At 62.4% G+C, this 13,679-nt stretch carries 12 protein-coding genes; 7 read left to right on the forward strand and 5 right to left on the reverse strand.

Annotated elements, in window-relative coordinates; translation table 11 throughout:
- Nucleotides 1-177: 177 nt before the first annotated feature.
- The 5 genes from betA to speB all read right to left on the reverse strand — a co-directional run bounded on the left by betA (nucleotide 178) and on the right by speB (nucleotide 6,273).
- Nucleotides 178-1,866: a choline dehydrogenase gene (gene betA / locus RS887_RS19955; RefSeq protein ID WP_322616825.1), complete on the reverse strand. Its 1,689-nt coding sequence runs from the start codon at nucleotides 1,864-1,866 to the stop codon at nucleotides 178-180.
- A gap of 17 nt (nucleotides 1,867-1,883) precedes the next feature.
- Nucleotides 1,884-3,458, reverse strand: coding sequence for a purine-cytosine permease family protein (locus tag RS887_RS19960; protein ID WP_322616703.1), 1,575 nt, complete (start codon nucleotides 3,456-3,458; stop codon nucleotides 1,884-1,886).
- Between the two features lie 9 nt (nucleotides 3,459-3,467).
- Nucleotides 3,468-3,662: a hypothetical protein gene (locus RS887_RS19965; protein ID WP_416339987.1), complete on the reverse strand. Its 195-nt coding sequence runs from the start codon at nucleotides 3,660-3,662 to the stop codon at nucleotides 3,468-3,470.
- Between the two features lie 33 nt (nucleotides 3,663-3,695).
- On the reverse strand, nucleotides 3,696-5,204 hold the full coding sequence (locus RS887_RS19970; protein ID WP_322616704.1) for an aldehyde dehydrogenase family protein: 1,509 nt from the start codon (nucleotides 5,202-5,204) through the stop codon (nucleotides 3,696-3,698).
- A gap of 70 nt (nucleotides 5,205-5,274) precedes the next feature.
- On the reverse strand, nucleotides 5,275-6,273 hold the full coding sequence (gene speB, locus RS887_RS19975; RefSeq protein ID WP_322616705.1) for an agmatinase: 999 nt from the start codon (nucleotides 6,271-6,273) through the stop codon (nucleotides 5,275-5,277).
- A 151-nt stretch (nucleotides 6,274-6,424) separates the two neighbouring features.
- Here speB and RS887_RS19980 point away from each other — a divergent pair, with 151 nt between their 5' ends.
- The 7 genes from RS887_RS19980 (at nucleotide 6,425) to RS887_RS20015 (ending at nucleotide 13,604) form a co-directional block, all read left to right on the forward strand.
- Nucleotides 6,425-7,339 (forward strand): LysR family transcriptional regulator, encoded by a 915-nt coding sequence (locus RS887_RS19980; protein WP_111287857.1) that lies wholly within the window; start codon nucleotides 6,425-6,427, stop codon nucleotides 7,337-7,339.
- A 68-nt stretch (nucleotides 7,340-7,407) separates the two neighbouring features.
- The gene (locus RS887_RS19985) at nucleotides 7,408-8,916 is read left to right on the forward strand and encodes a sigma-54-dependent transcriptional regulator (RefSeq protein WP_322616706.1); all 1,509 of its coding nucleotides are present in this window, start codon (nucleotides 7,408-7,410) and stop codon (nucleotides 8,914-8,916) included.
- A gap of 381 nt (nucleotides 8,917-9,297) precedes the next feature.
- On the forward strand, nucleotides 9,298-9,681 hold the full coding sequence (gene gcvH / locus RS887_RS19995) for a glycine cleavage system protein GcvH (RefSeq protein ID WP_322616707.1): 384 nt from the start codon (nucleotides 9,298-9,300) through the stop codon (nucleotides 9,679-9,681).
- A gap of 30 nt (nucleotides 9,682-9,711) precedes the next feature.
- The gene (gene glyA / locus RS887_RS20000; RefSeq protein WP_322616708.1) at nucleotides 9,712-10,968 is read left to right on the forward strand and encodes a serine hydroxymethyltransferase; all 1,257 of its coding nucleotides are present in this window, start codon (nucleotides 9,712-9,714) and stop codon (nucleotides 10,966-10,968) included.
- 141 nt (nucleotides 10,969-11,109) lie between these two features.
- Entirely contained in the window at nucleotides 11,110-12,099 is a 990-nt protein-coding gene (lipA, locus tag RS887_RS20005) for a lipoyl synthase (RefSeq protein WP_322616709.1), read from the forward strand.
- Between the two features lie 33 nt (nucleotides 12,100-12,132).
- Complete coding sequence (locus RS887_RS20010; protein WP_322616710.1) at nucleotides 12,133-12,891, forward strand: M15 family metallopeptidase; 759 nt, start codon at nucleotides 12,133-12,135, stop codon at nucleotides 12,889-12,891.
- A complete protein-coding gene (locus RS887_RS20015) occupies nucleotides 12,888-13,604 on the forward strand; it encodes a L,D-transpeptidase family protein (protein ID WP_322616711.1) in 717 nt (238 codons plus the stop codon). Before RS887_RS20010 ends, RS887_RS20015 begins: the two co-directional genes overlap by 4 nt.
- The last annotated feature ends 75 nt before the right edge of the window (nucleotides 13,605-13,679 follow it).

Consider the following 13,679-nt stretch of genomic DNA (forward strand, 5'->3'; position numbering starts at 1 on the left):
TCTCAAAGAATTACAGACTAGCAACCGAAATGGAGCAGGGACGGAAATTTTCCTGGCAACACTGATGACCTGTGGGAGCGGGCTTGCTCGCGAAAGCGGTGGATCAGTCCCCCATGCATTGACTGGCACTCTGCATTCGCGAGCAAGCCCGCTCCCACATTGGATCGCGGATTGCGGTCAAACCCGCACATTACGCCCCGGCAACGAAGTACGCTGGCTGTGCTCCCAGCCCTCGACCAGCCCCACCGGCACATCCGACGCCGGCAGCATCTGCACGCCACGCACCAGATCGGCGGCGCGCTCGGCGAGCATGATGGTTGGTGCATTGAGGTTGCCGTTCGGTTCGGTCGGGAACACCGACGAATCGATTACCCGCAGACCGGCGATGCCGCGCACGCGCAATTGGGAATCGACCACCGCCATGTTGTCCTCGCCCATGCGGCACGAACCGCAGGGATGATAGGTGCTTTCCAGGTTGTCGCGCACGAAGGCGTCAAGGTCTTCGTCGCTGGTGACCTGTGCACCCGGGGCGATTTCGCCGTCGCGGAAGCGGTCCATGGCTTTCTGGCCGATGATCTCGCGGGTCAGGCGGATGCAGCGGCGGAAGCCTTCACGGTCCTCTTCCCGCTCCAGGTAGTTGAAACGGATTTCCGGATGCTCATACGGGTCGGCCGAGCGCACGCGCACGTAACCGCGACTTTTCGGTTTGTTCGGCCCGGTGAGCACCATGAAGCCGTGGCCCTTGATCGGCTTGTTGCCGTCGTAGCGCATCGCTGCCGGCAGAAAGTGAAACTGGATGTCCGGCCAGCGCAGGCCCTTCTCGGAGCGGATGAAACCACCGGCCTCGAAGTGGTTGGTAGCGCCCAGACCGTCCTTGAACAGCAGCCAGCGCAAACCGATCATCAGTTTGCTCAGCGGGTCCATCTTGCTGTTGAGGGTCACCGGTTCCTTGCAGCCGAACTGGATGTACACCTCGGCGTGATCCTGCAGGTTCTCCCCGACTCCCGGCAGGTCATGGCGTATGCCGATCCCGGCCTTGCGCAGGACGTGCGCCGGGCCGATGCCCGAGCGTTGCAGCAGGTGCGGCGAGCCGATCGGCCCGGACGAGATGAGCACTTCGCGGTTGCAATACACCTGGTGGGTCTGACCGCCGTGGTCATACATGACCCCGACAGCACGCTTGCCCTCGAGGATGACCTGCCGCGTCATCGCATGGGTGATCACCGTCAGGTTGGGACGGCCCATGGCCGGGCGCAGATAGGCGTTGGCCGTGGAGCAGCGCACGCCGTTCTTCACGGTCATGTGCATCGCCCCGAAACCTTCCTGCATGTAGCCGTTGCAGTCTTCGGTCTTGATGTAGCCCGCCTCCGCGCCGGCTTCGACCCAGGCACCGTACAGCGGGTTTTTCATGTGGTTGCCGTTGGTGGTGTGCAGCGGCCCGGTCTGCCCGCGGTAGCTGTCGCCGCCCGACTCATAGCTCTCGGCGCGCTTGAAGTACGGCAGGCAGTTGCGATAGCCCCAGCCTTCAGCGCCGAGGGATTCCCACTCGTCAAAGTCCAGCGCATGGCCACGGATGTACACCAGGCCGTTGATCGACGACGAGCCGCCCAGCACCTTGCCCCGTGGGCAGTGAATGCGCCGGCCGTTGAGGTAGGTCTCCGGCTCGGTCTCGTAGCGCCAGTTGTATTTTTTGGTGTTCATCGGGATCGAGAAGGCACTGGGCATCTGGATCACTACGCTCTTGTCGCTGCCGCCGAATTCCAGGACCAGCACCGAGGTGGCCGGATCTTCGCTCAGGCGGTTGGCCAACACACAACCTGCCGAGCCTGCGCCAATGATGATGTAGTCGTATTTTTGCGTTGCCATTTTTTGCATGGTCATGACTATCTCCCGACCGTTGATTCAGTGAATACCGGCACTGGTTGCTGTTTGTGGGTCAGCGTGTCGCCGGTGGTGTATTGCGGGGAGGTCTTTTCGATCTGCTGGATAACGGCTTCTTCGCGCTTGAGGTCGATCGAGCGGCTCAACCAGTAGTACGCCAGTCCCGACACGATCAGCCCGACCAGCCAGGCGATGTCGATGCTGCCCAGCGCCTTGGCGAGCGGGCCGACATACACCTCACGCTGCTCAACGCCGTCGAAGATGTAGAAGAACGGGATCATCGAAACAAAACCGATGGCATAGGCGGCGATACCGCGCAGTCCCCAGCTGCCATAGATGTTGCCGTGGGGCATGAAGAAGTGCGGGATGGCGTAGCGGCCCTTGCGCACGAAGAAGTAGTCAGTGAGGTTGACCGAGGTCCAGGGCACCAGGAAGTACAGCATCACCACCAGGTAGATCCCCAGCACCGACAGGCCTTTGCCGGAACTCTGGATGCTCAGGGCCACGCCCAGTTGCAGCAGGATCACGAAGCCGATGGCCAGGATGCGTGCCTTGCGCGTTGGTTCGATGTGCCTGATCGAGTCGACGCAGGTCAGCGTGGTCAGCTTGGCGCTGTAGATGTTCATCGCGATCACCGGCAGGAACGCCAGGATGGTGACGACCACCACCGCCGTGCCCACCAGCGGCGACACGGTGTTGCCGACTTGCCCGAGGGCGACCAGCACGTCAGTGGAGTGCAGGTGGTCGGCCAGCCAGCCACCCACGGAAATCATCCACGCACCGGACAGCGAAGCCCCGAGGAACACCACCGCGATCAGCTTGCCGCTGGACGTGTTCTTCGGCAGGTAGCGCGAGTAGTCCGACACGTACGGGGCGTAGGCGATGTTGTAACTGGCGGCCGCCGCAAACTGTGCGATGAAACCGGTCCAGTTGAAACCCAGTGGCGCCGGGGCCGTTTCGCCCGCCGCCAGTGCCGGCATGGCTGCGTCCGGCACCCAACCCATCAACACCGCCACGGTCACCAGGCCATACAGCGGCAAGGACAGGAACAACGCCCATTTGAAGCTGCGGTGCATCCAGTCATGGCCGAGGATCGCCAGCACCGCCGCCGGTATGGTCACCGCCACCGCGATCACCGCCGGGTTGAACCCGAACAGCGTGTGCAGCCCCTGCATCATCAGCACCAGGTTGACGATGTTGAAGCCGGCGAACACGAACAGCGTCGCCAGCAGCACCAGAATCACCCCGCGATAACCGAACTGCGCACGGGACTGGATCATCTGCGGCAGGCCAAGGTGCGGGCCTTGCGAGCCGTGGAACGCCATGAACAGCGTGCCGAACATGATGCCCAGCGTGCCGGCGAGCGTGGTCCAGAGCGCAGTCAGGCCGACGCTCGGGCCAACGAAGCCGATGGTCATGGTGAAGAAGGTGAAATTGCCGAGGAACCAGAACGGGCCCTGGCTCGACAGTTTGTCGGTGCGCTCGTTCTCGGGGATGAAGTCGATCGAATGCCCCTCGACGACGGATTTTTCGTCGAGGGCGGACACGCTCGTGGCGGACTTGGCGTTAGTGTTCATGACGGACTCTTATTGTTGGAAGATCATGACGAGATAACCGCGTTCTTTCGGGTGAACGACGCCCGGGCGCTTCCTTGCCGTTCCCGCTTTTTTCAAAGGCGCCGATGGCGCAGATGGTGAATAACCTGTAGGAGCGAGCTTGCTCGCGATGAACCCAAGAACACCACGGGGTGTCAGGTTTCCAGCGTTATCGTTGGCGACCATCGCGAGCAAGCTCGCTCCTACAAGGGACAACCGTCAGCCCGGCAGCGTGATCCACACGGCCTTGGTTTCGAGCAGGTAATCGAGCTGCTCGGCGCCCAGGTCCTTGCCGAATCCGGACTGCTTGTAGCCACCGAACGGCATCGACGGATCGAGGGTGCCGTGGGCGTTGACGTAGACCGAACCTGCCTTGAGGCGCGGGATCAGGCTGTGCACTTTGCCAAGGTCGTTGGAATACAGTGCGGCAGCCAGGCCGTAAGGCGAGTCGTTGGCCAAGGCCAGTGCGTCCTCTTCATCGTCGAACGGTGCGGTGACCAGCACCGGGCCGAAGATCTCTTCCTGGACAATGCGCATGTCGTTGCGGCAGTGGGCGAAGATGGTCGGCTCGACGAAGAAGCCTGGGCCATCGACCGGTTGGCCGCCGTAGACCAGCTCGGCGCCTTCGGCCTTGCCGGTTTCGATGTACTCGGTCACGCGCTGCTTTTGCAGGGCCGAGACCAGCGGCCCGATGAAGCAGTCCGGGTCCAGGCCCGGGGCCATTTTCAGGCGTGTGTAGGCGATCAGCTCACGCAGGAATTCGTCGTAGACACTGCTATGAATATAGGCCCGCGTACCGGCGTCGCAAACCTGCCCGGAGTTGAAAAACACACCGTTGGCGACTGCTTGTGCGGCGGCCGGGATGTCGGCATCGGCGAAGACAATGACCGGTGATTTGCCACCGAGTTCGAGGGTCAGGCGCTTCATCTCGTCCAGCGCGGCACGACCGACGGTACGGCCTACCGGGGTCGATCCGGTGAAGGTCAGTTTGTCGATGCCGGGGTGGGTGGCCATGGCCGCACCGACCACGCTGCCGCGCCCGGTGACGATGTTGATCACGCCGTCGGGAATGCCCGCTTCCTGCACCAGCTCGGCGAAACGCAGGGCCGACAACGAAGTCAACTCGGCAGGCTTGACCACCACGGTGCAACCGGTGGCCAGCGCCGCGCCGAGTTTCCAGGCCATGGTCTGCAGCGGGAAGTTCCACGGCACGATGGCGCCGACTACACCCACCGCTTCCTTGCGGGTATAGGCCAGGTAATTGCCCGGCAGCGAGGGTTCGACGGTACGGCCGTGCAGCTTGGTGGCCCAGCCGGCGAAGTAACGCAGGGTACCGACGGTGCCCTGGATATCCACGTCCCTGGCGAAGGCAACCGATTTGCCCATGTCGATGGATTCGATTTCCGCCAGTTCAGCAGCGTTCTGTTCGATCAGGTCGGCCAGGCGTTGCATCATCCGCTCGCGTTCGGCCGGTTTGGCCTGACGCCAGGCGCCGCCGTCGAACTGGGCGCGGGCGGCTTGCACGGCGCGGTCCAGGTCATCGATGGTGCCCATGGGAATACGGGTGATCAGGCCTTCGGTCGAGGGTTCGATCACATCGGAAGTCTGGCCGTCACTGGCTTCGACCCAGGCGCCACCGATGAACATCTTCTGGACCTTGCTGAGGAAGGTCTGGGTGGCTTCGCTGACGCCGAATTTCTGCAGGTAACTCTTGACGATCGTGTCCATTTTTATTCTCTCTGCCCGGCAGTCAGGCACTGCCGGGGTATGTGGTTTCGATGATCAGGCTGGCCAGCTCTTAAGCCAGCGATTCGCTCTCGGCGGCCGCCCGCACCAAGCCCCGCTCGTGGAAGATGAAACCGATGCTGTTGAGCAGCAATTGCGCGGCGAGAATCGACGTCATGCCGGTCGGGTCGTACACCGGTGCCACTTCCACCAGGTCCATGCCGACGATGTTGCCCTGGCTGCGCTTGGCCAGGGCCTGGATGATTTCCAGCACTTCGTAGTAGAGGAAGCCGCCGTGGCTCGGGGTGCCGGTGCCGGGGGCGATGGACGGGTCGAAACCGTCGATGTCGATGGTGATGTAGTAGTTGATGTTCTGCGGGATCAGCGCCAGCACACCCTCGACGCCGAGGCGACGCACATCGCGCACCGAGAGGATTTTCGAGCCAGCTTCGTGGGCGGCCTCATAGTCATCACGGTTGGACGACGACACGTTGCGAATGCCCATCTGGGTCATGCCGACAATGTGGTTCATTTCCGAAGCGCGGCGCAGCGGGTTGCCATGGCCGTAGCGAACACCGTGGCGTTCGTCGACGAAGTCCAGGTGCGCATCGAAGTGGATGATGTGGATCGGGCCACGCCCTTCGAAGGCCTTGATCACTGGCGCATGCACCGAGTGATCGCCGCCGAGCACCACCGGCATCACACCGGCATCGAGGATCTTGCGTACGGCGTATTCGGTGTTCTTGTTGCTGGTGGCCATGTCGGTGTGGACGATGTCGGCATCACCGACGTCGACCATGCGCACGTCCGATGCGGTGAGGTACATCACGTCATCTTCGTGATCGTAGGCGCCGGCGTGGCCGAAGGAAAACAGCGTCGATGCCTCACGAATCCCGCGTGGTCCAAAACGTGCGCCAGAGCGCCACTGGGTGCCCATGTCGTTGGGTACGCCAAGCACCGCAACGTCGGCATCCAGCGCATCCCAATCGGTGCACACCGGGGATTTGCCAAAGGTGCAATGACCCACGAATGGCAGGTTCAGGCGACCGGATTCATAACCGTTGTTCGACATTTCTAGCCTCTCCACTTCTTGTTATCGGCTTGGCGGACTGCAAGGCGACCGCCGTTGGAAAGACTATGAGCGCAGGTTTTCGTGGAAAAAATGCTAAACATCAGATACTCATATCGGCATTCCCGATGCTTCCCCATGCCGGAGGTCCCAGATGATCCAGTTGCACGATGTCGACCTGAAACTGCTCAGGGTGTTTGCCACGATTGTGCGCTGCGGCGGCTTCTCGGCCGCACAGGCGGCGTTGAATGCCGGGCAGTCGACCATCAGCGAACAGATGACCCACCTGGAAACCCGGCTCGGCGTCAAACTCTGCCAGCGCGGGCGCAGCGGCTTTCGCCTGACCGAGCAAGGCGTGGCGATTCATGAAGCCACCCAGCGCCTGCTGTCGGCCGTGGAGAACTTCTGCATGGACGCCGATGTGCTCAAGCAGCACATCAGCGGCAAGCTCAACCTGGGGATCATCGACACCACGATTACCGACCCCGACTCGCCAATTCCGCGCACCACCCAGCGCTTCGTCTCCCGCGGGCATGACGTGCACCTGAACGTGTACGTCGGCACCCCGGCGGAACTCGAAGAACGGGTGCTCGACGGCCGCTTGCACCTGGCCATCGGGCACTTCCCGATCCATGTGCCGGGCCTGCTGCAATCGCCGCTGTACCAGGAAGCTCTCGGTTTGTATTGCGGGCGGCGTCACCCGTTGTTTGGCAGCCAGGCCGAGGGCGCCGAACTGCTCGAAGAGGTCGGCGCAGGGCGCATTGTCGTCCGTGGCTACATGCAGCAATACGACCTGGAACACCTGGGCATCACCAAAGCGGCGGCCACCGTGGACAACATCGAGGCCTCAGCCATCCTGATCATCTCCGGCGCCTATGTGGGCTTCCTGCCCGAGCACTTCGCCAGCCAGTGGGTGAAGAGCGGCGAGATGCATCAACTGGCGCCCGCGAGCCTGCGCCTGAAGTCGCCGTTCGACGTGATCACCCGACGCGGCGTAGCACCGCCGCCGATCCTCCAGGCGTTCCTTGAAGACCTGGCCGCCAGCGCCCGCAAAACCGCCAGGCCGTGATGTGACACTCGCCAAATTGAAATTTTGCCGGGCATACTGATTCGGTTCGCCAACCTTGCAGGCCTGTCATGCGCATCCACGTCACCTTCATCGACCGTGTCGGAATCACCCAGGAAGTGCTGGCCCTGCTCGGTGGACGCAGTTTCAATCTGGACGCCGTCGAGATGGTGCCGCCGAACGTCTACATCGACGCCCCGACCCTCAGCGCCGACGTGCTCGAAGAACTGCGAGAGGCGCTTTTCGACGTACGCGGTGTGCAAGCGGTGACCATGGTCGACATCCTTCCGGGGCAACGCCGGCGCCTGCAACTGGACGCCTTGCTGGCCGCCAGTTCCGACCCGGTGCTGGCGGTGGATGACCGTGGTCATGTGCTGTTGGCCAACCCGGCGCTGATCGCCCTCTGCGGGCGCGAACCGGCCGGTGAATCGCTGACCGCGCTGTTCGACGATGCCGACTTGCAACGTACCTTGATCGATCACCATTTCCGCCTGCCGATGCACGAGGTCAGTCTCGGTGGCCAGACGTTTCTCCTCGACGCGATGCCGATCACCGACGCCGGCGCCCTGCTCACCCTGTATCAACCCAATCGCATCGGTGAACGCCTGTCGGCGCTGCACCATGACCATGCCGAAGGCTTCGATGCGCTGCTCGGCGAATCACCGCCGATCCGCGCGCTCAAGGCGCGTGCGCAACGGGTGGCGGCCCTGGATGCGCCGCTCTTGATCCAGGGTGAAACCGGCACCGGCAAGGAGCTGGTGGCCCGTGCCTGCCACGCCATCAGCCCACGGCACGATGCGCCGTTTCTGGCCCTGAACTGCGCGGCACTGCCGGAGAGCCTGGCCGAGAGCGAGCTGTTCGGCTACGCCCCCGGCGCTTTCACCGGCGCGCAACGGGGCGGCAAGCTCGGCCTGCTGGAACTGGCCGATCAGGGCACGGTGTTCCTCGATGAAGTCGGGGAAATGTCGCCCTACCTGCAAGCCAAACTGCTGCGTTTCCTGAGCGATGGCTGCTTCCGTCGGGTGGGGGGCGACAAGGAAGTCCGGGTCAATGTGCGGGTACTCAGCGCGACCCACCGTGACCTGGAAAAAATGGTCGCCGAAGGGCGTTTTCGCGAAGACCTGTTCTACCGCCTCAACGTGCTCAACCTGCAAGTACCGCCGCTGCGCGAGCGCGGCCACGACATCCTGCTGATGGCCAATCACTTCATGCAACAGGCCTGTGCGCAGATCCAGCGACCGGCGTGCCGCTTGGCGCCAAGCACTTTCAGTGCCCTGCTCGGCAACCGCTGGCCGGGCAACGTGCGGCAATTGCAAAACGTGATCTTTCGCGCGGCGGCGATTTGCGAAAATCCGCTGGTGGACATCGACGACCTCGACATCGCCCGCACCGCAGTCGAACGGCAAAACGACGGCGAAGTCGGCAGCCTGGAAGAGGCCGTGGGCGACTTCGAAAAGAACCTGCTGGAACAGCTGTATCGCAGCTACCCGTCAAGCCGGTTGCTGGCTGCGCGGTTGCAGACGTCCCACAGTGCCATCGCGATTCGCCTGCGCAAATACGGAATTCCCAACAAACCCTGAACCTGGCTCGGTCAAAATTGTGGGAGCGGGCTTGCTCGCGAAAGCGGTGGGTCAGTCAACATCGATATTGGCTGCAATGACGCCTTCGCGAGCAAGCCCGCTCCCACAGGGGATCAGTGTTGTTACCGAGTACCTCGTCTTCAAATCGATACAGCGTAGCGAAATCAAGACAAAACCTTTCCCACCCGCAATTACGGCGTCCGCCCCCACAGCCCGGCTTACCTGTATTCATTTCAATACAGCCGAAATCTCAAGCGCCTTACAAAATCACCTCAAGCCATTGATTTAAAACAAATAAAAAACATTGGCACCGCCCTTGCTATCACTCCTCCAACCCCGCTCGTCGCCCCGCCTCGAGCCTTAAAACAATAAGGAGTTGATATGAGCCAATTGCGTTTTACCGTCGATCACGAATGGTTGCGCCTTGAGAGCAATGGCCTGGTCACCGTGGGCATCACGGCGTTTGCCCAGCAGGCACTGGGGGACGTGGTGTTCGTTCAGGTGCCTGAACTGGGCGCCTTCGAGGCAGGCGCTGAAGTGTCGGTGCTGGAATCGGTGAAAGCTGCCAGCAGTATCGGCATGCCGCTGGACGGTGAAGTGGTCGAGATCAACGCGACGCTGGAGAACACCCCGGAATTGGTCAACGAAGACCCATTGGGCGAAGGCTGGTTCTTTCGCTTCAAACCGGTCGATGTCGAGGCGTTGAGCGACTTGCTGGATCAGGACGCCTACGAGCGCCTGACCGCAGACCACGCCGACGCCTGAAGCCCACCTCCTCCATACAAGGACCACACCATGTTCAGCAAGCACGACCAGATCAAAGGCTATGACGACGAACTGCTGGCGGCGATGAACGCCGAGGATGCGCGGCAGGAACACCATATCGAACTGATCGCCTCGGAAAACTACACCAGCCAGCGGGTGATGGAAGCCCAGGGCAGCGGCCTGACCAACAAGTACGCCGAAGGCTATCCGGGCAAGCGCTACTACGGCGGCTGCGAGCACGTCGATGTGGTCGAGCAACTGGCCATCGACCGCGCCAGGCAACTGTTCGGCGCCGATTACGCCAACGTCCAGCCGCACTCCGGCAGTCAAGCCAACGCGGCGGTTTATCTGGCCCTGCTGCAAGCCGGCGACACCGTGCTGGGCATGAGCCTGGCCCATGGCGGTCACCTGACCCACGGCGCCAAGGTAAGTTTTTCCGGCAAGCTGTACAACGCCGTGCAGTACGGCATCGATACCACCACGGGCCTGATCGATTACGACGAAGTCGAGCGCCTGGCTGTCGAGCACAAGCCGAAGATGATCATCGCCGGGTTCTCGGCCTATTCGAAGACCCTGGACTTCCCGCGCTTCCGTCAGATCGCGGACAAGGTCGGCGCGTACTTTTTCGTCGACATGGCCCACGTCGCCGGCCTGGTGGCCACGGGGCTGTACCCCAATCCCCTGCCCTACGCCGACGTGGTCACCACCACCACGCACAAGACCCTGCGCGGTCCGCGTGGCGGTCTGATTCTGGCCAGGGCCAATGCGGAGCTAGAGAAAAAGCTCAATGCCGCGGTGTTCCCCGGTGGCCAGGGTGGCCCGCTGATGCACGTGATCGCCGCCAAGGCCGTGTGTTTCAAGGAAGCGCTGGAGCCAGGCTTCAAGACCTATCAGACGCAAGTGATCCGTAACGCCCAGGCCATGGCGCAAGTGTTTATCGAGCGCGGTTATGACGTGGTGTCCGGTGGCACCGACAACCATCTGTTCCTGGTCAGCCTGATCCGCCAGGGCCTGACCGGCAAGGACGCCGACGCCGCCCTCGGGCGTGCCGGCATCACCGTGAACAAGAACGCCGTGCCCAACGATCCGCAATCGCCGTTCGTGACGTCCGGCCTGCGCATCGGTACGCCGGCGATTACCAGCCGTGGCTTCAAAGAGCCGCAGAGCATTGCGTTGGCCGGGTGGATCTGCGACATCCTCGATCACCTCGGCGATGCTGATGTGGAAGCTCAGGTCGCTCAACAAGCTGCTGCCTTGTGCGCGGACTTCCCGGTCTATCGCGACTGACCACACAACACCCCCCCCTGTAGGAGCGAGCTTGCTCGCGAAGAACCCAAAGACACCGCGTTAATCCTGAATGCGCGCGTAATCGTTGGCGACCATCGCGAGCAAGCTCGCTCCTACAGGTCTGTGCACAAGGAAAGAACGATGAACGCCATTGTCGAATCGGCCGGCAACAGCCCGGTCAAAGTGGAGGTCGGCACCAAACTGCGCGGCGCGCAAAAGGTGGCGCGGATTCCGGTGAAGATCATTCCCACGGATGAGTTCCCGCGCAAACCCGACTGGATTCGCGTGCGCATGCCGGTCTCTCCCGAGGTCGAGCGGATCAAGCAACTGTTGCGCAAGCACAAGCTGCACAGTGTCTGCGAGGAAGCCTCGTGCCCGAACCTCGGTGAGTGTTTCTCCGGTGGCACCGCGACCTTCATGATCATGGGCGACATCTGCACCCGTCGCTGCCCGTTCTGCGATGTCGGCCATGGCCGGCCCAAGCCGCTGGGTGCCAACGAGCCGATGAACCTGGCCGTGGCCATCGCCGAGCTGCGCCTGAAGTACGTGGTGATCACCTCGGTGGACCGCGACGATTTGCGCGACGGTGGCGCCCGGCACTTTGTCGATTGCCTGCGGGAAATCCGCAAGCTGTCCCCCGGCATTCAATTGGAAACCCTGGTGCCGGATTATCGTGGGCGCATGGACGTGGCCCTGGCGATCACCGCCGATGAGCCGCCGGACGTGTTCAACCACAACCTGGAAACCGTACCGCGCCTGTACAAGGCCGCACGGCCGGGCTCGGATTTCGAGTGGTCGCTGGATCTGCTGCAAAAATTCAAGCTCGCCGTGCCCCGCGTACCGACCAAATCCGGCCTGATGCTGGGCCTGGGCGAGACCGACGAGGAAGTCATCGAGGTCATGCAGCGCATGCGCGAACACGACATCGACATGCTGACCCTCGGCCAGTATCTGCAGCCCTCGCGCAGTCACTTGCCGGTGCAACGCTTCGTGCATCCGGACACCTTTGCCTGGTTCGCCGAGGAAGGCACGCGCATGGGCTTCAAGAACGTGGCGTCCGGGCCGCTGGTGCGTTCGTCCTATCACGCCGATCAACAACTTCATGGAGGTACGGACGGTTTCAAGCCATGATGAGACGACTGGTCATGCATGGAGCCGTTCCCGATGTTTCGTTCACCCTGTCTGTCGATGCTGTGCCTGAGCCTTGCCCTGCCGTGCATGGCCGACGAGGCGAAACCCGGGCATATGGTGTATGTGCGCAGCATTGCCCCGGGCATCGCGCAGGACATCCGCTACGCCAGCGCCCACAACTTCACCGGGCACCCGCTCGACGGCTACCAGGCGGCAGAATGTTTGCTGTCGGCGGATGCCGCAAACGCCCTGGCCCGGGTGCAAGCGACGCTTGAGGCCGAGGGCTACGGTTTGAAGGTATTCGACTGCTATCGCCCGACCCGCGCGGTGGCGGACATGGGCCGCTTTGCCAGCGAACCCGGCGACCCGCTCAAGACCGAGTTCTACCCACGGGTCGACAAGCAAGACTTCTGGCGCCTGGGTTATGTCGCCCGGGTGTCCAACCATTCCCGGGGCAACACCGTCGACCTGACCCTGACCGGCCCCGACGCCCTGCCCGCCGACACCTGGACACCTGCGGCCACGCCGGTGGATTGCACCGCGCCTTACGGCCAGCGCTGGCACGACGGCGCGCTCGACATGGGCACCGGATTCGATTGCTTCGATGAGCGTGCGCATACGGACTCGGCGCAGATCAGTGCGACAGCCAAAGCCAATCGACAGCGGCTCAACGACGCGATGGAAAAACAGGGCTTTGTGGGTTACTCGGCCGAGTGGTGGCACTTCACCTATAACGGGAATGCACAGAAGCCGGACGTCATGAACTTCCCCATCACGCCGTTGGCCCCATGAACAAACTGATCAAGACCCTGTTGCTGCTCTTGTTTCCACTGATCGCCATGGCACAGGGGCTCGACGGCAGCGATCAACTGATCGTGGTCACCAGCAAAAACTGGGATGACATTCAGGCCACTGCCCAGCGCTATGAGCGGCACGGCAAGTCCTTTGAAAAATTCGAAGCACCCTTTGCCGTGGTGCTTGGCAAGAACGGCATGGGCTGGGGCAAGGGCCAACTCAACCCCGGGCGACCTGAAGGACCGGTCAAACAGGAAGGCGATGGCAAGGCCCCGGCGGGAGTGTTCGGTCTGGGCACGGCGTTTGGCTACGAACCTTCGGCCCAAACCCGCCTGCCCTACCTGCCACTGACAGCAACCATCGAATGCGTGGACGACAGCCAATCGGCTCGCTACAACGAATTGGTCGACAGCTCGGCCGTTACAAGAGACTGGAGCAGTTCCGAGCGCATGCGCCGCAGCGATGACTTGTACCGCCAGGGCATATTCATCCGGCACAACACCCCGGCCACTCCCGCCGCCGGATCGTGCATTTTTTTCCACATCTGGCGCGGCCCCACGGCGCCGACTCGCGGCTGCACCGCCATGGCCCCGGCGGATATCGCGCGGTTGTTCAACTGGCTGGCCCCGGGCAAATCCCCGGTGCTGGTGCAACTGCCCGAAGCGCAGTACGAACAGTTGCGCCAGCGCTGGAACCTGCCGAAGCGCTAGTGAACACTAGACCCTGTGGCGAGGGAGCTAGCTCCCGCTGGGTCGCGAAGCGGCCCCAAAAGATCGGACTGATGC

Origin of the sequence: Pseudomonas sp. BIC9C (genome assembly GCF_034541995.1) — a bacterium.
GTDB lineage: Bacteria > Pseudomonadota > Gammaproteobacteria > Pseudomonadales > Pseudomonadaceae > Aquipseudomonas > Aquipseudomonas fluorescens_CC.

Bases quoted from the DNA above. Each gene is read 5' to 3' on its own strand.
- betA (WP_322616825.1), bottom strand. From the start codon at position 1,866: ATGGCAACGCAAAAATACGACTACATCATCATTGGCGCAGGCTCGGCA.
- RS887_RS19960 (WP_322616703.1), bottom strand. From the start codon at position 3,458: ATGAACACTAACGCCAAGTCCGCCACGAGCGTGTCCGCCCTCGACGAA.
- RS887_RS19965 (WP_416339987.1), bottom strand. From the start codon at position 3,662: ATGGTCGCCAACGATAACGCTGGAAACCTGACACCCCGTGGTGTTCTT.
- RS887_RS19970 (WP_322616704.1), bottom strand. From the start codon at position 5,204: ATGGACACGATCGTCAAGAGTTACCTGCAGAAATTCGGCGTCAGCGAA.
- speB (WP_322616705.1), bottom strand. From the start codon at position 6,273: ATGTCGAACAACGGTTATGAATCCGGTCGCCTGAACCTGCCATTCGTG.
- RS887_RS19980 (WP_111287857.1), top strand. From the start codon at position 6,425: ATGATCCAGTTGCACGATGTCGACCTGAAACTGCTCAGGGTGTTTGCC.
- RS887_RS19985 (WP_322616706.1), top strand. From the start codon at position 7,408: ATGCGCATCCACGTCACCTTCATCGACCGTGTCGGAATCACCCAGGAA.
- gcvH (WP_322616707.1), top strand. From the start codon at position 9,298: ATGAGCCAATTGCGTTTTACCGTCGATCACGAATGGTTGCGCCTTGAG.
- glyA (WP_322616708.1), top strand. From the start codon at position 9,712: ATGTTCAGCAAGCACGACCAGATCAAAGGCTATGACGACGAACTGCTG.
- lipA (WP_322616709.1), top strand. From the start codon at position 11,110: ATGAACGCCATTGTCGAATCGGCCGGCAACAGCCCGGTCAAAGTGGAG.
- RS887_RS20010 (WP_322616710.1), top strand. From the start codon at position 12,133: ATGTTTCGTTCACCCTGTCTGTCGATGCTGTGCCTGAGCCTTGCCCTG.
- RS887_RS20015 (WP_322616711.1), top strand. From the start codon at position 12,888: ATGAACAAACTGATCAAGACCCTGTTGCTGCTCTTGTTTCCACTGATC.